At 65.1% G+C, this 21,369-nt stretch carries 19 protein-coding genes; 8 read left to right on the top strand and 11 right to left on the bottom strand.

What is annotated here, in order from left to right; genetic code table 11:
• Positions 1-6 precede the first annotated feature (6 nt).
• The 4 genes from LSQ66_RS18375 to LSQ66_RS18360 form a co-directional block, all read right to left on the bottom strand.
• The gene (locus LSQ66_RS18375; RefSeq protein ID WP_231766633.1) at positions 7-1,953 is read right to left on the bottom strand and encodes a CocE/NonD family hydrolase; all 1,947 of its coding nucleotides are present in this window, start codon (positions 1,951-1,953) and stop codon (positions 7-9) included.
• A 63-nt stretch (positions 1,954-2,016) separates the two neighbouring features.
• Entirely contained in the window at positions 2,017-3,192 is a 1,176-nt protein-coding gene (locus tag LSQ66_RS18370) for a tetratricopeptide repeat protein (RefSeq protein ID WP_231766632.1), read from the bottom strand.
• 78 nt (positions 3,193-3,270) lie between these two features.
• On the bottom strand, positions 3,271-4,419 hold the full coding sequence (locus LSQ66_RS18365; protein ID WP_231766631.1) for a DUF2863 family protein: 1,149 nt from the start codon (positions 4,417-4,419) through the stop codon (positions 3,271-3,273).
• Positions 4,420-4,443: 24 nt separating this feature from the next.
• Positions 4,444-5,310, bottom strand: coding sequence for an HDOD domain-containing protein (locus LSQ66_RS18360; protein WP_231766630.1), 867 nt, complete (start codon positions 5,308-5,310; stop codon positions 4,444-4,446).
• A gap of 153 nt (positions 5,311-5,463) precedes the next feature.
• Between LSQ66_RS18360 and LSQ66_RS18355 the strand changes: the two genes are divergently transcribed.
• Positions 5,464-6,030 (top strand): DNA-3-methyladenine glycosylase, encoded by a 567-nt coding sequence (locus LSQ66_RS18355; protein WP_231766629.1) that lies wholly within the window; start codon positions 5,464-5,466, stop codon positions 6,028-6,030.
• A 6-nt stretch (positions 6,031-6,036) separates the two neighbouring features.
• On the opposite strand, the gene LSQ66_RS18350 is transcribed toward LSQ66_RS18355, so the two are convergent.
• Together LSQ66_RS18350 and LSQ66_RS18345 are read right to left on the bottom strand one after the other, a co-directional pair.
• Complete coding sequence (locus LSQ66_RS18350) at positions 6,037-7,710, bottom strand: methyl-accepting chemotaxis protein (protein WP_231766628.1); 1,674 nt, start codon at positions 7,708-7,710, stop codon at positions 6,037-6,039.
• Positions 7,711-7,725: 15 nt separating this feature from the next.
• Positions 7,726-8,175 carry a cache domain-containing protein gene (locus tag LSQ66_RS18345; RefSeq protein WP_231766627.1) on the bottom strand — a complete coding sequence of 150 codons (450 nt, stop codon included), beginning with the start codon at positions 8,173-8,175 and terminating at the stop codon, positions 7,726-7,728.
• A 172-nt stretch (positions 8,176-8,347) separates the two neighbouring features.
• Here LSQ66_RS18345 and LSQ66_RS18340 point away from each other — a divergent pair, with 172 nt between their 5' ends.
• From LSQ66_RS18340 to LSQ66_RS18325, 4 genes are all read left to right on the top strand, one after another.
• Positions 8,348-8,929 carry a serine acetyltransferase gene (locus LSQ66_RS18340; protein WP_231766626.1) on the top strand — a complete coding sequence of 194 codons (582 nt, stop codon included), beginning with the start codon at positions 8,348-8,350 and terminating at the stop codon, positions 8,927-8,929.
• Positions 8,930-9,032: 103 nt separating this feature from the next.
• Entirely contained in the window at positions 9,033-10,415 is a 1,383-nt protein-coding gene (locus tag LSQ66_RS18335; RefSeq protein ID WP_231766625.1) for a KamA family radical SAM protein, read from the top strand.
• Positions 10,416-10,424: 9 nt separating this feature from the next.
• Positions 10,425-11,705: an MFS transporter gene (locus tag LSQ66_RS18330; RefSeq protein ID WP_231766624.1), complete on the top strand. Its 1,281-nt coding sequence runs from the start codon at positions 10,425-10,427 to the stop codon at positions 11,703-11,705.
• Positions 11,706-11,753: 48 nt separating this feature from the next.
• Positions 11,754-12,605: a fumarylacetoacetate hydrolase family protein gene (locus tag LSQ66_RS18325; protein WP_231766623.1), complete on the top strand. Its 852-nt coding sequence runs from the start codon at positions 11,754-11,756 to the stop codon at positions 12,603-12,605.
• Position 12,606: 1 nt separating this feature from the next.
• Here the strand turns inward: LSQ66_RS18325 and LSQ66_RS18320 are convergent, their stop codons facing one another.
• Positions 12,607-13,944, bottom strand: a complete 1,338-nt coding sequence (locus LSQ66_RS18320; RefSeq protein WP_231766622.1) for an aspartate aminotransferase family protein — start codon at positions 13,942-13,944, stop codon at positions 12,607-12,609.
• A gap of 97 nt (positions 13,945-14,041) precedes the next feature.
• Here LSQ66_RS18320 and LSQ66_RS18315 point away from each other — a divergent pair, with 97 nt between their 5' ends.
• Complete coding sequence (locus LSQ66_RS18315) at positions 14,042-14,593, top strand: carboxymuconolactone decarboxylase family protein (protein ID WP_231766621.1); 552 nt, start codon at positions 14,042-14,044, stop codon at positions 14,591-14,593.
• Positions 14,594-14,596: 3 nt separating this feature from the next.
• On the opposite strand, the gene LSQ66_RS18310 is transcribed toward LSQ66_RS18315, so the two are convergent.
• The 4 genes from LSQ66_RS18310 to yjgA all read right to left on the bottom strand — a co-directional run bounded on the left by LSQ66_RS18310 (position 14,597) and on the right by yjgA (position 18,427).
• Positions 14,597-16,450 carry an RICIN domain-containing protein gene (locus tag LSQ66_RS18310; protein ID WP_231766620.1) on the bottom strand — a complete coding sequence of 618 codons (1,854 nt, stop codon included), beginning with the start codon at positions 16,448-16,450 and terminating at the stop codon, positions 14,597-14,599.
• A gap of 120 nt (positions 16,451-16,570) precedes the next feature.
• Complete coding sequence (locus tag LSQ66_RS18305) at positions 16,571-17,239, bottom strand: alpha/beta hydrolase (protein ID WP_231766619.1); 669 nt, start codon at positions 17,237-17,239, stop codon at positions 16,571-16,573.
• Positions 17,236-17,835: a molybdopterin adenylyltransferase gene (gene mog, locus LSQ66_RS18300; RefSeq protein WP_231766618.1), complete on the bottom strand. Its 600-nt coding sequence runs from the start codon at positions 17,833-17,835 to the stop codon at positions 17,236-17,238. The genes LSQ66_RS18305 and mog overlap by 4 nt, the downstream gene beginning before the upstream one ends.
• Entirely contained in the window at positions 17,825-18,427 is a 603-nt protein-coding gene (yjgA, locus tag LSQ66_RS18295) for a ribosome biogenesis factor YjgA (RefSeq protein ID WP_231766617.1), read from the bottom strand. Before yjgA ends, mog begins: the two co-directional genes overlap by 11 nt.
• Positions 18,428-18,519: 92 nt before the next feature.
• Between yjgA and pmbA the strand changes: the two genes are divergently transcribed.
• Positions 18,520-19,872 carry a metalloprotease PmbA gene (gene pmbA / locus LSQ66_RS18290; RefSeq protein ID WP_231766616.1) on the top strand — a complete coding sequence of 451 codons (1,353 nt, stop codon included), beginning with the start codon at positions 18,520-18,522 and terminating at the stop codon, positions 19,870-19,872.
• Positions 19,873-19,991: 119 nt separating this feature from the next.
• Positions 19,992-21,086 carry a TRAP transporter substrate-binding protein gene (locus LSQ66_RS18285; protein WP_231766615.1) on the top strand — a complete coding sequence of 365 codons (1,095 nt, stop codon included), beginning with the start codon at positions 19,992-19,994 and terminating at the stop codon, positions 21,084-21,086.
• Positions 21,087-21,369 lie beyond the last annotated feature (283 nt).

The raw sequence follows: 21,369 nt of genomic DNA, 5'->3' as shown, positions 1-21,369 counted from the left end.
TAGCGCTTACTGTGGCGGAAGCACCATCAGCTGCAGGCCGGAAGCCTGGCCCGGCGCATGGTAGACGCGCTGGGTGGCCTTCTTGAAGTCCTCGGGCTTCGCTTTGGGGATGCTGACGAAGGTCTGGGGATTCAGGTCCACCAGCGGGAACCAGGAGCTCTGGATCTGCACCATGATGCGGTGGCCGCGGCGGAAGGTGTGATTGACGTCGCCCAGGTGGTAGCTGATGGCCTCGACCTTGCCCGGCACGAAAGGCTCGGGTTTCTCGAAGCTGTTGCGGAACTTGCCGCGCAGGGGATTGCCGCGCACCAGCTGCTGGTAGCCAGCCATGGTGAGCTTCGGCGGCGCAACGTCCCGGCCGCGCTGCTCCGGGGCTTCGGGGTATTCATGGGGATAGACGTCGATCAGCTTCACCACCCAGTCGGCATCGGTGCCGGTGGTGGAAACGAAGAGCTTCGGCGTGACCGGACCCGCAACCGTGAGGTCTTCTTCCAGCACATCGCTCTGGTACACCAGCACATCCGGACGGGTGGATGCGAAGCGCTGGTCCGACACGGCGTATTCCTGCGGCACGCCGGTGGCCGGATAGGCGATGTAAGGCACGGGACGGCGCGGATCGGCGATGTATTCGTCGAAGGCGGCGCCGCCCGAAGGCTGCTGCCAGCTCAGCTTACCGTCCGGCGCGAGGAAGAGAGTGCGCGCCTTGGCCGGCGCGGGCGGCCAGGCCGTGTACTGGCGCCACACGTTGCTGCCCGTTTCAAACACCGTGACCTCGGAAATCGGCTGGGCGGGCTTCACGCCTTTCAGGTGCTGTTCGAAGAAGGGGAACTGGATCTTGCTGCGGAAGTATTCGCTGGTCTTGCTGTCGAACTGCACGTGGCCCAGGCTCTTGCCCTCGCCGCGCGCCCAGCCGCCGTGCACCCAGGGGCCCATCACCAGGCCGTTGAAGATGCCCGCGTTCTGGCGTTCGATGGCGTGGTAGGTGGTGAGCGGGCCTTGCGGGTCTTCCGCGTCGAACCAGCCGCCCACGGTGAGCACGGCCGCCTTGATGTTCTTCAGGTGGGGAGCGATATTGCGCTCCTTCCAGAAGCCGTTGTAGCTGTCGTTCTCGATGGTGGGCTGGATCAGGGCGCGCTGCTTGTCCGTCAGCGTGCCGAGGATATTGGACAGGGTGAGCTTCTCCAGGAAGAAGTCGTAGCCGTCGGCCTTGTCATAGTCGAAGCGGTTCCAGGTTTTCGGCAGCGGCGTCGGGTTCTTCTCTTCCGTGAAGGCGGAGTAGAAGTCGAAGTTCGCCGCCAGCATGAAGGCGCCGCCGTGATAGGAGTCGTCACCCATGAACAGGTCTGTGACCGGCGCCTGCGGCGAAGCGGCCTTGATGGCCGGGTGCGAATCGATGATGCTGGCCGAAGTGTAGAAGCCGGGATAGCTGATGCCGTAGATGCCGGCCTTGCCGTTGTGGTTGGGGACGTGCTTGAGCAGCCATTCCATGGTGTCGTGCATGTCGCGGCTCTCGTTGCCTTCGCCCGCGGTGAGCTGGGCTTTGGCATGCGGCGTCATCTCCTGCCACTTGCCCTCGGACATGTAGCGTCCCCGCACGTCCTGGTAGACGAAGATGTAGCCCGCCTCCTGGAATTCCTTCGATGGGCCGATGGACTGGGGCATGAAGTCCACGCCGTAATGCAGCTCTCCGCCGTGCTGGGTGCCGGCGCTGTAGGGCGTGCGCTGGATCAGGAAGGGATAGCTCTTCGAGCTGTCCTTGGGCACATAGACGGTGGTGAACAGGCGCACGCCGTCGCGCATGGGAATGCGGTATTCGTACTTGGTGTAGTGCTCGCGAAGGCTGGGCTTGGCGGCCTGCGCTTCGTCGGCGTGGACGGTCTCCAGCGCTGCCGCGTGGGCGGCGCCGAAGGCCAGGGAAAGGGAAAGGGCAAGAACGGTAAGCTGGCGGGGCATGATTTCCTTCAATACGATGAATACATGGGGCCGCCAGTGTAAACCGTATTGAAGGAAAAGTAATTAATTGGCAGTTCGCGGGGCCTTGTTCGACTGGGCCTGGAGGCTGCGCAGGCGGTCCAGTTTGCCTGCATACAGTTCATGGTCCTTGCGCGTCGTGCTGCTCGCTTCCGCCTGCTTCATGTGTTCGTTCGCGGCCCGGTAGTCGCCCAGCTGCCAGGAAGCCAGCGCATACCAGAAATGGAATTCATGATAGTCCGGCTCCCGGTCCAGTTCGCGCGCGAACATCTCGCGCGCCTTGCGGTAGTTCCCCTCCTCCATGGCCTTCTGGCCGAGGCGGAAGTAGTGGAACGCGGGTTCGGGATCGATGCTGGCGAGCTTTTGGCGGTACATGGCCGCTTCCGCGGTCTGGCCCCGCTGGTCGAGCAGGTTGACCAGGTTCTGCATCACGGCCACGTTCTCCGGGCTGCGGGCCATGGCGAAGCGCAGCACGTGTTCAGCCTGCGGCAGGTTGCCATGGCGCTGGTAGATGACGGCCAGGGTGTTGTAGGCCTGCAGCAGGTCGCCGCGCGTTTCGATGGAGCGGCGGGCCCAGCGGTAAGCGTTGTCCAGCTTGCCCTGGGCGAGCGCCTCGGCGGCGCGGTTGTTCATGAACATGGCCAGGACGGTGCCCTCGTCGATGATCTCCTCGATCTTGCGGTAGCTGTCCGGAACCGGCATGAAGTCCACGACGCGGGAACGGTAGTAGCCGAAGCCCTGGTCCGACAGGCTGCGGTGCGAGCCCAGCACTACGTTGACGTGGCCGCTGTTGAAATAGATGTCGCCGCTGCGTGACCAGGTGGTGCCGGAGATCACGTTCTGGAACTTCACCTCCATGCCCATCTCGCGCGCCAGCGCCGCCGTCATGATGACGAGCGACAGGCAGTTGCCCATGCGCGATTCGAAAGCCTGGGCCGCGGTGCGGGTGACGGCGGAATCGTAATCGAGCTGGAGCTGGTCGCGCTTGTACAGCGCGTCGAACAGCGCCTGCTGCGCCTCGCTGCGGCGCATGGTGCGACTGACCGAGGCCGCATAGTCCTTCATCGCAGGAGTGAGCGCGAAGATGGCTTCGGTGGGGATCTGGTCGTCCGCAGCCTGGAACAGGTGGTCGGCAAACAGGTCGTCAGGCGGGGGAGCAAGCGGCGCAATGGAACAGGCGGAAAGCAGGAGCGCGCCCAGGATCAGGGCTAGGTGTTTCATGATGGACCTCCAAGTCATGAACTCAGTATCCTCCTGAGAATTTAGCTTGTCAAAGCCAAAGTAGGGTTGCCGCTTTGGCTATTCCTGCCCGCCTTCCTCCACGCGGATATCCGTGATGCCCTGGGTGCCAAGGGCGTCGCGCAAATCCTCCACGGCCTCCTGCAGGTCGTCGCCCAGGTCGAAGGGGCGGTTGCTGCTCGCGAGCAGCTGGTCGCCGCCATAAAGAGCGGCGCGCAGCACCACTTCGCCCTGCGCCTCGGCCGGGGCGATGCGCACGTGCACCGGTCCGCCATGGCTGCGCGCGGCGGCGCCCAGCTCGGCGATCAGGGCCAGGGTGCCGCGTTCGGCCAGGGCCTGGCGGCGGGCGCTGAAGAAATGGTCCTGGTAGAGGAAGTTGAGCTCCAGGCTGCGGCCTGCGGACGCCAGGCAGCGGCGCAGCAGCGGCGCCGCCTTTTCCGTCCACGCCTGATAGCGTTGCATGCGGGTGGCGAACCAGGCGTCTGCGGCGGCTTCGTCCTGCGGCACCTGATAGAAGGGATCGTCCGCCCGCTTGAGCGAGAAGCCGAGCAGGAAGCGCAGCTCCATGGCCTCGTCTTCGGGACCGAAGGCGGAGGGTGCCCAGCCTGCGATGCTGCGTTGCAGCGCGGGCGCTTCGCGCATCTTCTTGTCCGTCAGCGAGGCGGCCGCCTCGCGCGCCATGGCGTGCATCTGGCTGTAGCCGATGCGGATGGCTTCGTCGGCATCGTAGGCATGCTGCACCAGCACCAGGCGCGCGCGTGGGCTTTCCAGCCCCGCCTCGGAGAAGCTGGCCAGGAGGGCGCTGTAGGCGGCCTCGTCCTGGAAGGTCTCGGCCTGCACCAGGCCGCCCCGGCTGTGGACGAAGAGGGGAATGGCGAAGGCGTCGATCTCCATGGGCGGCGCATTCTCGCGGGTCAGCAGCTGGGTGCAGGCGGCGTCCTCGATGGCGCTGCGCAGCAGCTGGTAGGCGCCGATGTCCTCGTCGCGCGCCAGCTCGATGGCGCCGTACAGGATCTCGTCCTTCTGCTGGTTCAGGTAGCGGCGCAGCAGGCGCTGGAATTCGCGCTCGCTGGCGCGCAGGGCGTCTTCATCCTCCTCGCGCTCGGAAAGGGCAAGCGCCAGGCTGCTCAGGGCCTGGCTCAGGACTTCTTCTTTCTCTTCGGGCGGGGTGGCGGATTTGCGGGGCTGGGGACGCTTGTTCTTGGGCATGTGCTCGTGCCCGGCGGCCCGGGCTCAGTGTTCGGTATGGAAAGTCTCGTGCAGTTCCTCGAGCAGGTCGTCGGCTTCGTCCTCTTCCACGCCAAGGTGCTGGCAGGCCAGGGCGCCGCCTTTTTCCCATTCGAGCGAATCGCGGTTGCCATGGTAGCGCTGAATGCCCCGTTCGGCCAGTACGGAGGCGGCCACCAGGGAGCGGATGGCGTCGTCGGTGTTATCGTCCTTCAGCACTTCGTAGTCGTGGTGGTGCAGGATGGCCCAGGACACGTCCGGCGACAGGCCCCAGTTGCGGGCCAGCAAGCAACCGATTGCCGCGTGGTTCGTCTGATGGCGCTCATCCTCGATGTCGGTGAACTTGCGCTCGGCGGCCTTGGTGGCGCGGTCGAAGGTGTCGCGATAGTCGGCGAAGCGCTCCATCAGCAGGGGCACGCCGATGTCGCAGAACAGGCCGAAGGTGTGGGCGATGTCCGGCGGGGCGATGCGCAGCTTGCGCGAGATGAACACCAGGGCCTGGGCGCGGCGCGCCGAGGTTTCCCAGAACTGGTTCAGGGCGCCGTCCTTGTCGCCCACGGCCTGGCGGGCCAGCAGGCCGGTCAGCAGGGCGGCGCAGTGGTTGATGCCAAGGAAATTGATGGCCTGCTCCACGGACTTGGCCTTGCGCGCGGCGCCGAAGAAGGGCGAATTGGCCAGCTTGAGCAGGGCGCCGGACATGCCTACGTCGTTGCCGATGATGCGGGCGATGCGGCGCGGAGAAGGGTCCTGTTCCCCCAGTTCCTGCTGCAGGTCGACCAGCAGGCTGGGACGCGGCGGAATACGGATCGAGCGCAGCAGGGCGTCTTCGACTGAGTTATCCATGACCGGGGCGGGGGCTGCTACAGTGTTCATCTGAATATCGGTTCTGCTAAGGTGCCTGGCTATTATCGCCTGTTTCGGCAGGGCAATTGCATGCCGTGATCGTTTTTTCTTCACTTTTTGTCGCTATTCGGGTGTTTCGATAGCGAAAAGACAGTGTTTCGCGGGCCGCGCTAGAATGCCAGCATGACAACTACGCTTGCAGGGATCGATTTCAGCCATCCTTCGCACGAGGTGGCCCGCCGCCTGATCGGCGTGATCGCGCTGGTGAACGGGGTTGGCGGCCGCATCGTGGAAACGGAGGCCTACGACCGGGAAGATCCGGCATCGCACAGCTTCTCCGGCCCCACTGAACGCAACCGCTCCATGTTCGGTCCGCCTGCCCACGCCTATGTCTACCGCTCCTACGGCATCCACTGGTGCCTCAATTTTGTCTGCCGGGAGGACGGGCACGGGGCGGGAGTGCTGATCCGCGCCATCGAGCCCCTCGCGGGGCTGGATGCGATGCGCGAGCGGCGCGGCGTGGAGGACGTGCGCCTGCTGTGTTCCGGGCCGGGCCGCGTCTGCCAGGCCCTGGGGGTCACGCGCGCCAACGACGGCATGGCCCTGTCCTCGCCGCCTTTTGAACTGCACGCGCGCGAAGGCACGGTGCAGGTGGTGGAAGGGCCGCGCATCGGCATCTCCAAGGCCATGGAAGTTCCCTGGCGCTTCGGCCTCGCCGGTTCCCGCTTCGTCAGCAAACCCTTCCGCTAACGGCCTCTAGGCGCTGTGGCGTTCCGGTGTGCGGGCGGCGGCGGGGCGCGGGGGGACGGCGCGCATGGGGCTGTCGGGCGCGCGGCGTTCGACCGCGGGCGCCAGCGCCGCCTGGGGCAGGGCAGGGACGCCGCCGCCATCCAGCTCGAATACCGCCACCGCGCGCGACAGGCTGACGGCCTGCTCCTGCAGGCTTTCCGCAGCGGCGGCCGCCTGCTCCACCAGGGCCGCGTTCTGCTGCGTCACGTCGTCGATCTGGCCCACTGCACTGTTGACCTCGGAAATGCCCTGGGCCTGCTCCGCGCTGGCCTCGCTGATGCGCTCGATGATGTGGTTCACCTGCTCTACCGAGGCCACGATATCGCCCATGCTGCTGCCCGCCTGGCTGACCGAGGCCACGCCGCTGTCGATGGTTTGCACCGATGCCGCAATCAGGGCCTTGATCTCCTTGGCCGCCGCCGCCGAACGCTGGGCCAGGGTGCGCACCTCGGAAGCGACCACGGCGAAGCCACGCCCCTGTTCTCCGGCGCGCGCCGCTTCCACCGCCGCATTCAGCGCGAGGATATTGGTCTGGAAGGAGATGCCGTCGATGACGCTGATAATCTCCACGATCTTGCGCGAACTGGCGCGAATGGAGTCCATCGTGCGCACCGCGTCCGACACCGCCTCGCCGCCTTTCTGGGCCATGCTGCTGGCCGTGGCCGCCAGCCGGCAGGCTTCGCGCGCGTGCTCTGCGTTCTGCCGCACGGCCGTCGTGAGGCTGGCCATGGCGCTGGCGGTCTCTTCGAGCGAGCCGGCCTGGCGTTCCGTGCGGTTCGACAGGTCCTGGTTGCCGCTGGCGATTTCATGCGAGGCCGTATCGATGGACTGCACGGCGCCGCGTATCGTGCTCAGCGTCTGGTTCAGGCGCGCGATGCTCTGGTCCAGCACGCGCGAGGTTTCGGCGATCTCGTCCTTGCCCTCGCTGCTGTTCTGGTGAGTGAGCTTGCCCGCCGCCAGGGCGCGCACCACATCCGCGATGGCGTTCACATCGCGCAGCAGGGCCGAGCGCACCCGCATCGACACCAGCAGCGAAAGCACGATGGACAGCAGGCACATGCCCGCCATGGTGCTGCCCAGCGAGCGGAAGTCCGCCTTGGCCACGGCAAAGGCTTCGGCGCTCATCTCCTGCTCCAGGGCCGAGAGCTTGGAGAGCTGCTCGTTCAGGCTCACGAACTGGCGTTCGGCCTTGCTCATGGCATTGGTGGCGATGGACTGGTCCACCTGCGCCAGCTCGATGGTTTCCTGAACCGCCTTGTGGTAGCCTGCCAGCGCCTTGGACGAGGCTTCCAGCAGCACGGCCTCGCGCGCATGGGCCTCCTTCGCCAGCGCCTCGAGCTGCTTGCCGATCTCCTTGTGCCGGTTGCGGATCTGGGCCGTCAGCGCGTCCAGCCGGTTCTGCGCGAAGCTGCCGTTGGTCCAGGCCAGCAGCTGGTATGCATTCGCGTGCGCAAAGCGCGCTTCGCCCGCCACGTCCGCCGCCGCCTTCATGCGGGCGGCGCGCACCTGCACCAGGTTTTCCATCGATGCATTCTGCCGCACCATGCCGTACCAGGCGCTGGCCGTAATCGCCAGCAGCAGAACCAGCACGACGCCGGGCGCGAGCAGCAGTTTGGGACCGATACGCAGTCGATTGAGCATGGCGGGCTCCCGCGTCTATTTTTTGTAGATGCCGGCTTCCAGCACTACATCCCCCACGCGCAGGATGTAGGTGGTCTTCGGCTCGATCTTGCCGCTCTCCGGGTTCTTGTACATATAGTCCACCCAGCCCTTGCCTTTGGCGGCGGCCAGCTCGATGATCTCGCGCCGGTAGCGTTTGCCGCTTGCGTCCGGCACGTCCGTCAGGTCCTTGCCCACGATGGTGGGATTGTAGGGGTGGGCCAGCACGATGCCGGTCTTGATGTCGCGCATGTCCACGTACAGGGCGCCCTGCACGAAGTCCGGGTCCTTGGCCGTGATTTTCTTCATCATCTCGTCCTTGCCGTGCGCCTTGATGAAGCTGGCGCCCCGCTCGGCCATCGCGATCGCGTCTTTTTCCGTAATGTCGGCGGCGAAGGCGGACGCCATCGCCAGGCAGGCCAGGCTGCCGATCAGCAGTGATTTCATAACGCATCCTTTGGAAAGAGAAGGGAAGTGCCAAATGGCAATGATGCCGATTGGAATATATGCCGCACAGCTACAGTGGAGATTGAGGCGCCGCAAAGCCGGGCCGCACGGCTGGGTTTGCGGGCATTTTGCTGTTGCAGTATTATTAATTTTTGCCTAAGGCGGAGGAAAAATGCTGGGACGACTGCTCGCCTTGCCCTTCGGCTCCATCTGGAAGCTGAAGACGCTGTGCATCGGCACGAAGAACCCCTTGTTGAAGAAGCTGTACACCAGCGTGTACGCCCTGTATCAATACGAGAACAACAGTTCGCTGGCCTGGAATTCGAGCTTCGAGAGCGAGCCCTGCTTCCCGCACGGGATCAAGAGCATCTTCGTTTCGGGCGACGCCCGGATCGGCAGCGGCTGCGTCATCTTCCAGCAGGTGACGATAGGCTCGAACATGCTGCCCGATTCGAAGGGCCTGGGTGCGCCGGAGATCGGGCGCAACTGTTACATCGGCGCCGGGGCCAAGATCGTGGGCAAGGTGAAGGTGGGCGACAACGTGCGCATCGGCGCCAACGCCGTGGTCTTCCGCGACGTGCCGGACAACAGCGTGGTGGTGGCGGGCTCTTCCGAGATCATCCGCAAGGACCGCGCGCCGGACAACCGCTTCTACCGCAAGGCGGGCGGCTGGGAATGCTGGGAGGAGGCCGCCTGGCGCCCCGTGACGGACGAGGCCGTACTGGCCAAGCTGAAAAGCGTTGAACTGCGTTAACGCAAGTCCCGATTTATTTCCTGTTGGATATTGAGTTCTGGCAACGCGGCGGAATGCCGTATCACTAGCATGTGGATTCCTACCCCATCAACAGGAGACCACCATGAACGTCGCCGAGCCAGCCAAGTTCAAGCCCTATACGCGACAGAGCATCCGCCAGGCCCGCCAATGGCAGTGGCTGACGGAAGATTTGCGGGAAGCGGTGCAGGTGGTATCGCGCGTGCTGCCCTTCCGCACCAACGAATACGTGCTCGAACAGCTGATCGACTGGAACAAGGTGCCGGACGACCCGATCTACCGCCTGACCTTCCCGCACCGCGACATGCTGCGCCCGGACGAATATGCGCGCCTGCGCGACCTGGTGCAGGCGGGCGACGAAGCGGCCATCGAAGCCTGCGCGCGCGAGATCCGCCTGCGCATGAATCCCCACCCCGCGGGCCAGATGACGCACAACGTGCCGCGCATGAACGGCCTTCCCCTGCGCGGCCTGCAGCACAAGTACAAGGAGACGGTGCTCTTCTTCCCCAGCTCGGGCCAGACCTGCCACGCCTACTGCACCTTCTGCTTCCGCTGGCCGCAGTTCGTGGGCATGGACGACCTGAAGTTCGACGCCAGCGAAACGGCCGAACTGGTGGCCTACCTGAAGCTGCACCCGGAAGTGACGGACGTGCTGATCACCGGCGGCGATCCCCTCATCATGAATACGCGCTCGCTGGCGGGCTTCATCGAACCCCTGCTGGCGCCAGAGCTGGCGCATATCCAGAACATCCGCATCGGCACCAAGTCGGTAGCCTACTGGCCGCAGCGCTTCGTCTCCGACAAGGACTCGGACGACCTTCTGCGCCTGTTCGAGAAGGTGGTGGCCTCGGGGAAGAACATGGCCATCATGGGCCACTACAATCACGCCGTGGAACTGCGCCAACCGATTGCGCAGCAGGCCGTCAAGCGCATCGTCGGCACCGGCGCCACGCTGCGCATGCAGGGGCCGCTGATCCGCCACATCAATGAAGACCCGCACAGCTGGGCCGAGCTGTGGCGCACCGGCGTGCGCCTGGGCGCCATTCCCTACTATATGTTCGTGGAGCGCGACACGGGACCGCGCGAATACTTCCAGCTGCCGCTGGCGCGCGCCCACGAGATCTTCCAGCAGGCCTACCAGATGGTGTCCGGCCTGGCGCGCACCGTGCGCGGACCTTCGATGAGCGCCTTCCCCGGCAAGGTGGTGATCGACGGCGTGGTGAACATCGGCGGCGAAAAGCTGTTTGCGCTGCAGTTCCTGCAGGCCCGCAATCCCGACTGGGTGCGGCGTCCCTTCTACGCGCAATACGACCCCGAAGCGCACTGGCTGGACCAGCTCAAGCCCGCCTTCGGCAAGGAGCGCTTCTTCTTCGAGAGCGCGCCGGTGCCCGAGGAGGCGCCGGAACGCAAGGTGATTCCCATCTCCCAGGGGCGCGCACGCTGCGCCAGCCATAGCGACGCCGCCTAAGGCCATGCCATGGACCCGCACCCCGCCGGCGTCCTGCCCATGCCGGGCAGGCAGCGCATACCCGGCCAGCTCTCGGCGCTGGCCGTGCTCTGCCTCGTGTTCCTTCCCTACGCGCTGGGGCACTACCTGTCCTGCCTGCTGCGCAATGTGAACGCCATCCTGGCGCCGCAGCTGGTGTCGGCGCTGGCGCTGTCGCCCGGCCAGCTTGGCCTGCTCACCAGCGCCTACTTCTTTTCCTTCGCCTTCGCCCAGCTGCCGGTGGGGCTGGCGCTGGACCGCTTTGGGCCGCGCCGCGTGCAGTCGGCGATGCTGCTGCTGGCCGCCATCGGCACTTTCGCCTTTGCCGGCAGCAGCAGCTTCACGCAGCTGATCTGGGCGCGCGGCATCATGGGACTGGGGCTGGCTGGCTGTTTCATGGCGGCGCTCAAGGCCATCTCCACCTGGATCGCGCCGGCGCGCCTGCCATCGGTGCAGGGCTACCTGATCGCGGCGGGTGGGCTCGGCGCGGCCTCGGCCACCTTGCCCGTGCGGCTGGCGCTGCACCACATGGACTGGCGCTGGGTCTTCATCTGGCTCGCAGGCGCCTGCATCCTGGTGTCGCTGCTGATCTGGCTCCTGAGTCCCACGCCGCCCGCCGCGCAGCCCAAGCCATTTCATCGCAGGATGGTGCTGGAGATCTGCAGCCACGCATCCTTCCGAGAAGTGGCGGCCCTGGTGCTCATACCGCACACGGTGTTCTTCGGCGTGCAGGGCCTGTGGATAGGACGCTGGCTCACCGACGTGGCGAAGCTCGGCGAGCAGTCCGTGGCCTGGCTGCTTTACCTGAGCATGGCGGCGGTGATTTTCGGCGCCATTGCGGTGGGCATGATCACCGAGTGGGCGGGACGGCGCGGCATTCCGCCGCTGACAGTGGCGGGTGTGGGCGTGTCGCTCTTCATCATCGTGCAGACGGGTTTCGTGCTGGGATGGGCGCCGGGATTTCCCATGCTCTCCGTGCTGTTTACGCTGGTGGGCACCATCACCGGCATCGAGTACGCCATCGTCACCCAGTCCATGCCCTCCACGCTGACGGGGCGGGCCTCGACCTGCCTTAACCTGCTCATCTTCCTCGGCGCCTTCCTTGTGCAGGCAGGCTTCGGCCAGGTGATTGGCATGTGGCAGCCGGACTCGATGAACCGCTATCCCGCGGCCGCCTACCAGACCGCATTCGGCATCCTCATCGCGGCGCAGTTCCCTGGCCTGTGCTGGTTCGTGATGCGCCAAAGGAGGCGGCTGCGCGGAACGCTGTAGAATCTGCACTTTGACAAGCAGCAGCGAATTCCGCGCGTAGGAGATGACATGAAATTGGTGCGTTACGGCCGCCCCGGCAAGGAGAAGCCGGGACTGATCGATGAGGAAGGCAAGGTGCGCGACTTGTCCGGCGTGGTCAGCGACTTCCACGGCGCGAACCTGTCGGACAAGGTGCTGCGCAAGCTGGCGAAGATCCCGCACGATACGCTGCCCCTGGTGCGCGGCAACCCGCGCTTCGGTGTGCCCGTGGCGAAGGTGGGAAAATTCATCGGCATCGGCCTCAATTACGCGGACCATGCGGCGGAATCGGGGCTGCCCGTGCCCACCGAGCCTATCGTGTTCATGAAGGCCATCAGCTGCCTCTCCGGGCCGGACGATCCCATCATGCTGCCGAAAGGCTCGAAGAAAACGGATTGGGAAGTGGAGCTGGGCGTGGTCATCGGCGCCCGCGCGCGCCATGTGAGCGAAGCCGATGCCGAGAAATACATCGCGGGCTACTGCGTGGTCAACGACGTGTCCGAGCGCGAGTTCCAGCTGGAGCGCGGAGGGCAGTGGGACAAGGGCAAGGGCTGCGACACCTTCGGCCCGGTCGGCCCCTGGCTCGTCACGCGCGACGAAGTCTGGAACGTGGACAAGCTCGATCTCTACCTGGAACTGAACGGCAAGCGCATGCAGACCGGCTGCACGGACACCATGGTGTTCAAGGTGCCGCAGATCGTGAGCTACCTGTCGCAGTTCATGACCCTGGAGCCGGGCGACATCATCGCCACCGGCACGCCGCCCGGCGTGGGCATGGGACGCGAACCGCAGCGCTTCCTGAAGAAAGGCGACTTCCTGCGGCTGGGAATCGCCGGCCTCGGCGAGCAGCAGCAGGACGTCATCGGCTTCCAGGAATTCTGAATCAGGCGGGGCGGATGCTGGCCAGGGCGCGCTCCAGGGTGTCTTCCAGGCGCATCACCACCTCCCCCAGATCCGTTTCCGTTGCAATGAAGGGCGGCGCCAGCAGGATATGGTCGCCGCGCCGTCCATCGGCAGTGCCTCCCATCGGATAGACCATCAGCCCGCAGCGCATGCCCTGTTCCTTCACGGCCGCATGCAGCGCCAGGTCGGGGTCGAAGGGGCGTTTGGTCTCGCGGTCCTGCACCAGCTCCAGCCCGATCAGCATGCCGCGCCCGCGGATATCGCCCACATTGGGATGCGCGCCGAAGGCCGTGCGCAGCATGCGCTTGAACGTGGCGCCGCGCACCGTCACGGCGCTCAGCAGCGCGTCGCGCTTGATGATCTTCTGCACCGCCAGCGCCGCCGCTGCCGCCACCGCGTGCCCGATATAGGTGTGGCCGTGCTGGAACACGCCGCTGCCTGCGCGCAGGCGGTCCATGATGTGGTCGCGCGCCAGCACCGCGCCAATGGGCTGGTAGCCCGCGCCCAGGCCTTTGCCGAGCGCCACGATATCGGGAACGATGTCGTCCTGCTCGAAGGCGTACAGGGTGCCGGTGCGGCCCATGCCGCACATCACCTCGTCCTGGATCATGAGAATGCCGTAGCGGTCGCACAGGGCGCGCACTGCCTTGAAGTAGCCGGGCGTCGGCGGCACGGCGCCCGCCGTAGCACCCACGACGGTCTCCGCGCAGAAGCCGATAATGTTCTCCGCGCCCACTTCGTTGATCTTCGCCTCCAGCTCCGAGAGGAGGCCCGCCGTGTAATCGTGCAGGTCCTGTCCCGCAGGCCGGTGGCGGTATTCGTAGCAGGGCGACACGCGCGCGACGTCCATCAGCAGCGGTTCGAAAGGCTTGCGCCGCCACTCGTTGCCACCCAGGGCCAGCGCGCCCAGGGTATTGCCGTGGAAGCTCTGGCGCCGCGCGATGAAGACGCGCCGCTGGAATTCGCCGTTCTCCACGAAGTACTGGCGGGCCAGCTTCATCGCCGTTTCCATCGCCTCCGATCCGCCCGACACGAGATAGACATGATTCAGGTCGCCCGGCGCATCGGCCGCCAGCCGCTCCCCCAGCTCCTCGGCTACGTCCGTGGTGAAGAAGCCGGTGTGCGCATAGGCCGTGGTCCTGAGCTGCGACTGCATGGCTGCCAGCACGTCCGGGTGGCTGTGGCCCAGCGAGGACACGGCGGCGCCGCCGCTTGCATCCAGATAGCTGTGGCCCTCCGCGTCGCGGATGGTCATGCCGAAGGCGCAGACTGCGGCGGGCGGCGTTTTATGCAGGTGGCGGTGAATCAGTCGTGTCATGGCGCGTTCCTCCTGTGGTGATCGACACCTGACAGTAGCCTGCGGGCAAGATGGCGTTTTTGATTTTTGCCGAGTCCTGTGCGAATATCGGAGCACCATGACAGACCGCCTCGGCCCCATCCCCCTCGACCAGATGACGCCCCAGCAGCGCCAGGCCGCGCAATCCGTGATCGACGGGCCGCGCGGCGCGCTGTACGGCCCCTTCGTGCCGCTGCTGCGCAGCCCGGAGCTGATGGACTGCGCCCAGCGCATGGGCGAATACCTGCGCTACCGCAGCGCCATCGGCACGCGGCTTTCCGAACTCGCGATCCTGGTGACGGCGCGGGCCTGGAACCAGCAGGTGGAATGGGCCATCCATGCCCCGATCGCGGCGCAGGCGGGCATTGCGCAGGAAGTGATCGACGCGATTGCGGAATACCGCGAGCCCCCGGGGCTGACGCCGGAAGAACAGTCGGTCTTCGATTTCTGCATTGAGCTGCAGCAGGAGAAGCGCGTCTCGGACGCCACCTATGGCGCGGCGCTGCACCACTTCGGGCAGCACGGCGTGGTGGACCTCATGGGCCTGTGCGGCTACTACACCTTCCTCGCCATGGTGATGAACGCAGCGCAGACGGCGACGCCCGTGTCGCCAGCTGCGCCGCTTCCCTGAGGGTCAGGTGTAGGGCTTCACCACCTGCATCTCCCAGCGCTCGTTCGGGTTCCCGCCGCCCCAGTCCCACAGGCACACCGCGCTGCCAGCGCCCGGCGACTGGTCGCTGCCCGCGACGTTGAAGTTCTGGCCCGTGTCCCATTTGAAGCGGATTGCGACGTCGGTGCAGTTCCAGATCGAGAACAGTTTGCCGTCCACGGCGAGGTTCTGCCTGTAGCCCTTGGCCAGCAGCGCCTTTCCAGTCTTCGCGTTGAAGAAGGCATAGCACTGCTGGCCGCCTTCGTCGTCGAAGCGCAGCCTGTCCCACAGCTGCTTCTCGTCGCCATCCGCCAGCGGCTGCACCCTGACGGCGCCCGCGTCGTCGGCCGACACGACGAGGGTAGTGCTGCCGGACTTGTAGCGCAGGGCGATCCTGACGCGGTCCTGATACACCGGCATGACGGGCGGCGCGATGGTCCAGCACTCGTTGGCGCGGCCTCCGCCCCAGTCCCATACCCAGACAGGTCCCTCATTGGGATGATCGTCGTTTCCCGGCACGTTCAGGTTCTGGTCCGAATTGTTTGCGGGACGGATGGCTGCACCTTTCAGCGACCATCCCAGCGATTTCGGAACCTGGACCAAGGGCGTTTGCCAGACCTTGCTCCTGTTGAGGCCCCCCGCCGCGGCCAGGCCGGAGGCGACGTTCACGAAGCAGTAGTTGCCGCCACCCTGATGCAGCTTGTACCAGAGCTGCTCCTCGCTTTTCCTGTACGCGCGAACCACCACATCACCGGCGGGGTTCCCGAGATCGACCGACAGGGCCAGGTCGCTGCGGGCCTGCAGGCGCACGGCAACGATGAGGGAGGGATCGATTGGCTTATCCTGCCGCATCGTGGTACGGCCTTGCGGTCCCATGGGCCCTTGCTGGTTGCTTGGCAGTCCTCCCGCAAGTTTCAGCCCCAGCTCCACAAAACCCCGTTGATCGGAGGTCAGGTCGCCGTAGATGCCTGTGGCCCTGGTGTATTTCGATGTGCCGTGCCGCCCAAGCCTGCCCCTGAACTGTACCCAGGACTGGCGGTTGACCGCCTGGCCTTGTGCGTCGATGCCGATTTCGATGAACGCCGGGCTCCAGCGCTGGTAAATCGAGTCGGGAAGCACGTCGATGGGGTGAGCGCCCCATTCGCCGATGTCCACACCTCCCGGCAGGATCTGCCAGTCGGCGGGATTCTTGCCCTTCATGTTATAGGCGGCATGAGAGTTGAAGGCCAGGCCTACGAGCACCTTTCCGTCCACGCGGAGCACCTCCTCGTCGCAGTAGAAGGCGTCGTTGCCGTGGGCCTCGAAACGATGGCGCACCGGCGCCGGTTCGGAGCTGCCCGGAGCAGCGGAGAGCCGGACGCTATACGACTCAAGGTCGCCCTCGTGTTCACCGTATGTCGGGACAATGCAGTTGAAATCGTCGCCGGGGCGCAATGCGCGCATTGTCTGCGCGCCGTTGTAGGCGAACAGAAAATGGTAGTTGATGTCGATGAACACGCCGTTCGGATCGCGCTGCACCGACACATAGACGGGCGCCTCGTTCCAAGGCTGTCCCGCGTAGGCATCGGAATGGAGCTGGAGCCGCAGGTTCTTGTCCGTGTTGGCGCCCAGGTCATTGGGAGTCAGCTTGTCCGCTACCACCGTTCCCTGCGCATCCCAGTCGACTTCCCCGTCCGGCTTCAAGGGCTGGCGCAGCAGAACAGCCTTATTGAGCAGGAATTCGATGCTGCAGGGGCGGTAGCGCTCGCGCGTGTGGTAGCACAGCGCGGGGGCGAATTTCGCTATGAGCTGTTGATTCGTGTACTTCTCGAGTATTCCCTTGATCAGCGGTGTGCTCATTGCTTTCCTTTCGAAAGTCACGACAACGATCCGAGGTGCGGGAACATGCTACAGGGCAATGGCGAATCGCGCATGCTTTTTCAGGAGCACGCCGCGATTCGGCCGGGGACGAGGGGCCTGTCAGCCGAGGATCTTCTTCAGCCAGGCGGAGATGTGGACGACTTCTTCCTGGCACAGCGAGTGCTGCATGTAGTACTCGTGCCATTCGACCTGGTAGCCCAGCGACAGCAGGAGGTCGCGCGAGGCGGTGGCGCGGGCCACGGGAATCACGGGGTCCATGCGGCCATGGACCATGAAGATGGGCGTCTGCCGGCTTTCGGCGCTGCGCTCGGCGGCCACCTTGTCGGCCAGCGGCACGTAGCCGGAGAGGCACATCAGGCCCGCCAGCTTCTCCGGATGGCGCAGGCCCGCCTGCAAGGTCATGGCGCAGCCTTGCGAGAAGCCCGCGAGGATAATGCGGCTGGCCGGAATGCCGCGCGCCTTCTCGCGCGCGATCAGCGCTTCCACCAGCACCTGCGAATCGCGCAGGCCTTTCTCGTCTTCCTGGCGGCCAAGGTCGGTGTGGATGATGTCGTACCAGGCGCGCATCACGTAGCCGCCGTTGATCGTCACCGGCATGGTGTTCGCATGCGGGAAGACGAAGCGGATGCCGGGCAGGCCCGCCAGGTCCAGTTCATCGACCAGGGGCACGAAGTCGTTGCCGTCCGCGCCCAGGCCGTGCATCCAGATGATGGCAACTTCGGGGCTGTCCGAGGTGCAGACTTCGATGTTCTCAAGGATCTTGGTCACGAGCTTTTCCTTATCGCGGATTTGGGGCGGAAGGCCTTGCACACGGCTTCGTCGGTTTCGATATACGGGCCGCCGATCAGGTCGATGCAGTAGGGGACGGCGGCGAAGATGCCGCCCGCAATCTGCTTGCCGTCCGCATCCTTCAGGCCCTCGAGGGTCTCCTTGATGGACTTGGGCTGGCCCGGCAGGTTCATGATGAGGGCCGCATGGTCCGGCGTTTCGCGGATCACGGCCACCTGGCGCGAGAGGATCGCGGTGGGAACGAAGTGAAGGCTGATCTGGCGCATCTGCTCGCCGAAGCCCGGCATCTCCTTCGTGCCTACGGCCAGAGTGGCCTCGGGCGTCACGTCGCGGCGCGAAGGGCCGGTGCCGCCCGTGGTCAATACGAGGTCGCAGCGCACCTGGTCCACGAGTTCCACCAGCGTGGCCTCGATCTGGGCGCGTTCATCGGGAATCAGGCGGGTTTCGACGCGGAAGGGCGTGGCCAGGGCCTTGGCCAGCCATTCTTCGAGGGCTGGAATGCCCTGGTCCTGGTAGACGCCGCCGCTGGCGCGGTCGGAAATGGAGACTAGGCCGACGACCAGCTCACTCCTCATCGTCTTCGCCTTCCTCTTCTTCCCCGGCGGCTGCGGCGGCAGCGCCCTTGGCCTTGGTGTCGATGTCCTTCAGGATCTGGAAGATTTCGCGGTAGGCCTTGGGCGGCTTGTTTTCGGCCTGTTCCTTGCGCGCGTTGCGGATCAGGGTGCGCAGGTGCTGGCCGTCGAGTTCAGGATGCTCGCCCAGCAGCACGGTCAGGGCCTTGTCGTCCGCCAGCAGCTTCTCGCGGCGGCGCTCCAGGGCGTGCAGCGCGGCCGTATCGGCCTTGGAGGCGCCTTTCCAGCCCTCGATGGTCTGGCGGATCAGCGCCACTTCCTCGTCGCTCAGGGTGCGCATCTTCTTGCCCACGAACTGCAGCTGGCGGCGCCGCCCTTCATGGTTCTTGATGTTCTGGCATTCCAGGATGGCGTCGCGCACGTCCTCCGGCATCGGCACGCGCTTGACGCGGTCGCGCGGCTGCTCGACCAGCTCCTGGCCGAGCTCCTGCAGGGCGTCGGACTGGCGTTTGAGTTCGGTTTTGGACGGGCGTTCGTACTTTTCCTGGAATTCGGAAGACTGGAAGCCGACGGCGCCCCGGTTAGCATTTGGCATGATGAGCTGGGCGCGGTAGGAAACCGCGCCTGTAAAAACTGTAAACGGCTGCTATGATACCCGTTTTGAAGCCTTGCCGAGCCAAAACACCCATGAGCGAATCCCATTTCACCCATAGCCAGGACCAGTTGAAACAGCTTGCACGCGACGTGCTGCAGTACGCGCGGCAGGCGGGCGGCAGCGACGCGGCTGTCGAGATCAGCGAAGGCAGCGGGCTGTCGGTGTCGGTTCGCAAGGGCAAGATCGAGACCATCGAACAGAACAAGGACAAGGGCATCGGCGTCACCGTCTTCGTCGGCAAGAAGCGCGGCAATGCCAGCACCTCGGACTTTTCCACCGCCTCCCTGAAGGCCACCGTGGAAGCGGCCTACAACATCGCCCGCTTCACGGCGGAAGACGACTGCGCGGGCCTGGCCGACGAGGACATGCTGGAGAAGAACCCGCAGGACCTGCAGCTCTTCTACCCCTGGCCCATCTCAACCGAGGAAGCCGTGGAGCTGGCGCGCCGCGCCGAGCAGGCGGCCTTCGATGTCGATCCCCGCATCAGCAACAGCGAAGGCTCGGGCGTGCACGTGCAGCAGTCGCACTTCGTGTCGGCCAACTCGCGCGGCTTCATCGGCGGCTATCCCTATTCGCGCCACACCCTGTCGGCCACGCCGATTGCGGGCAAGGGCGCCCACATGCAGCGCGACGACTGGTACAGCTCCGTGCGCGATCCGAAGAAGATGGCTTCGCCGGAAGCGATCGGCCGCTACGCCGCCGAACGCGCCCTGGCCCGCCTGCATGCGCGCCAGATGGCCACGCGCACCTGCCCCGTGCTGTTCGAAGCGCCCCTGGCCGCAGGCCTGCTGGGCGCTTTTGTGCAGGCCACGTCCGGCGGTGCGCTATACCGCAAATCCAGCTTCCTGCTCGACTCCCTCGGCAAGTCCATCTTCCCATCGCACGTGCATGTGGTGGAAGACCCGCACGTGATCGGCGCCATCGGCTCTGCACCTTTCGACGAAGAGGGCGTGCGCACGGCGCGGCGCGACGTGGTGAAAGACGGCGTCCTGCAGGGCTACTTCCTCTCCACCTACTCGGCGCGCAAGCTGGGCATGAAAACCACCGGCAACGCGGGCGGCTCGCACAACCTGTCGCTCACTTCCTCGCTCACGCGCCCCGAGGACGATTTCGCGGGCATGCTGAAGAAGATGGGCACCGGCCTCCTGGTCACGGAGCTGATGGGGCAGGGCACCAACTACGTCACCGGCGACTACTCGCGCGGCGCCTCCGGCTTCTGGGTCGAGAACGGCGTTATCCAGTATCCGGTGGAAGAGATCACCATCGCGGGCAATATGAAGGAGATGTTCCAGCAGATCGCGGGCGTGGGCACGGACGTGCTGGTGCGCGGCACCAAGCAGACCGGCTCCATCCTGATCGAGAAGATGGTCGTGGCAGGGAACTGACCTGTTGCACAACATCATATTTTGATTGCAAGCTTGCAAGCGATTCCATACACTGTGTCCCAGCATTTCAGTGCTGTAGCGTTTTCCGTGACGTCTAAATCCTTGAGGAGACATATCGTATGGAACGTCGTTCCTTTATCAAGAAGGCAGCAGCGGGTGCGGGTGCAGGCGTAATCGCCGCGCCGGCCCTGGCCGCGGATGGCCTGCCCACCATTAACTGGCGCCTGGCCTCCAGCTTCCCCAAATCCCTCGACACCATCTTCGGCGCAGCCGACACCTTCACCAAGCGCGTGTCGCAGCTCACCGGCGGCAAGTTCAACATCCGCTCCTTCGCAGCCGGCGAGATCGTGCCTGGCCTGCAGGTGATGGATGCCGTGCAGGCGGGCACCGTGGAGTGCGGCCACAGCGCGTCGTACTACTACTTCGGCAAGGATGCGACCTTCTCCTTCGACTGCGCCGTGCCTTTCGGCCTGACCTCGCGCCAGCACACCGCATGGTACGACCAGGGCGGCGGCCGCGAACTGACGCGCGCCTTCTTCAAGGACTACAACATCATCAACTTCCTGGGCGGTAACTCGGGCACGCAGATGGGCGGCTGGTTCCGCAAGGAGATCAAGTCCGTGGCGGACCTGAAGGGCACGAAGATGCGCGTGGCAGGCTTCGCAGGCCGCGTGCTGGAGCGCCACGGCGTGGTGCCGCAGCAGCTGGCCGGCGGCGACATCTACCCTGCGCTGGAAAAGGGCACCATCGATGCGGCGGAATGGGTTGGCCCATACGACGACGAGAAGCTGGGCTTCTTCAAGGTGGCGCCTTTCTACTACACGCCGGGCTGGTGGGAAGCTTCCGCATCCTTCTCCTTCTACGTGAACATCAAGGAGTGGGAGAAGCTGCCGAAGGAATACCAGGCTGCCATCGAAGCCGCGAGCTACGAGGCGCACGTGGGCATGCAGGCCGAGTACGACGTGAAGAACCCGACCGCCCTGGCACGCCTGCTGAAGAACGGCGTCAAGCTGCGCAACTATCCGAAGGACGTGATGGAAGCCTGCTACAAGACGGCGCAGGCGGTGATGGAAGAGGAAGCGGCCAAGAACGCCAAGTTCAAGAAGATCTACGAGCCGTGGAAGAAGTTCCGCCAGGAGCAGAACCAGTGGGCATCGGTGGCGGAAGCCACCATGCAGAACTTCCTGATCAGCGCAGGACGTGGCGGCAAGTAAGCTGCCCTGCGGCTCCGCGAAAACCCGCCTGCGTGGCGGGTTTTTTTTATGTGCGCCCAGCATGGGCGTACTCCTGCGGGTGCAAGTCCCGCCGCGAGCTGACCACAGTGAGCGGAGCGAAGCGCAACTGCGGAAGGGTAACCGACCGTGGGAAGGAAGCGTGGAGCGTAAATCATGAGCCGAGGAACACGAATCGCATAGAAGGCACTGCTGCTCAGGGCAAGCGGGCATAAAACCGCAAAGCTCTTGTGGTCAAAGGACGGTGGTGTAGATGCGGCGGTTG

Origin of the sequence: Massilia endophytica, from assembly GCF_021165955.1 — a bacterium.
GTDB classification, from domain to species: Bacteria; Pseudomonadota; Gammaproteobacteria; order Burkholderiales; family Burkholderiaceae_D; genus Rugamonas; species Rugamonas endophytica.
The sequence above is the reverse complement of the archived record's forward strand: the minus strand, read 5'-3'. Positions and strand labels throughout refer to the sequence as shown.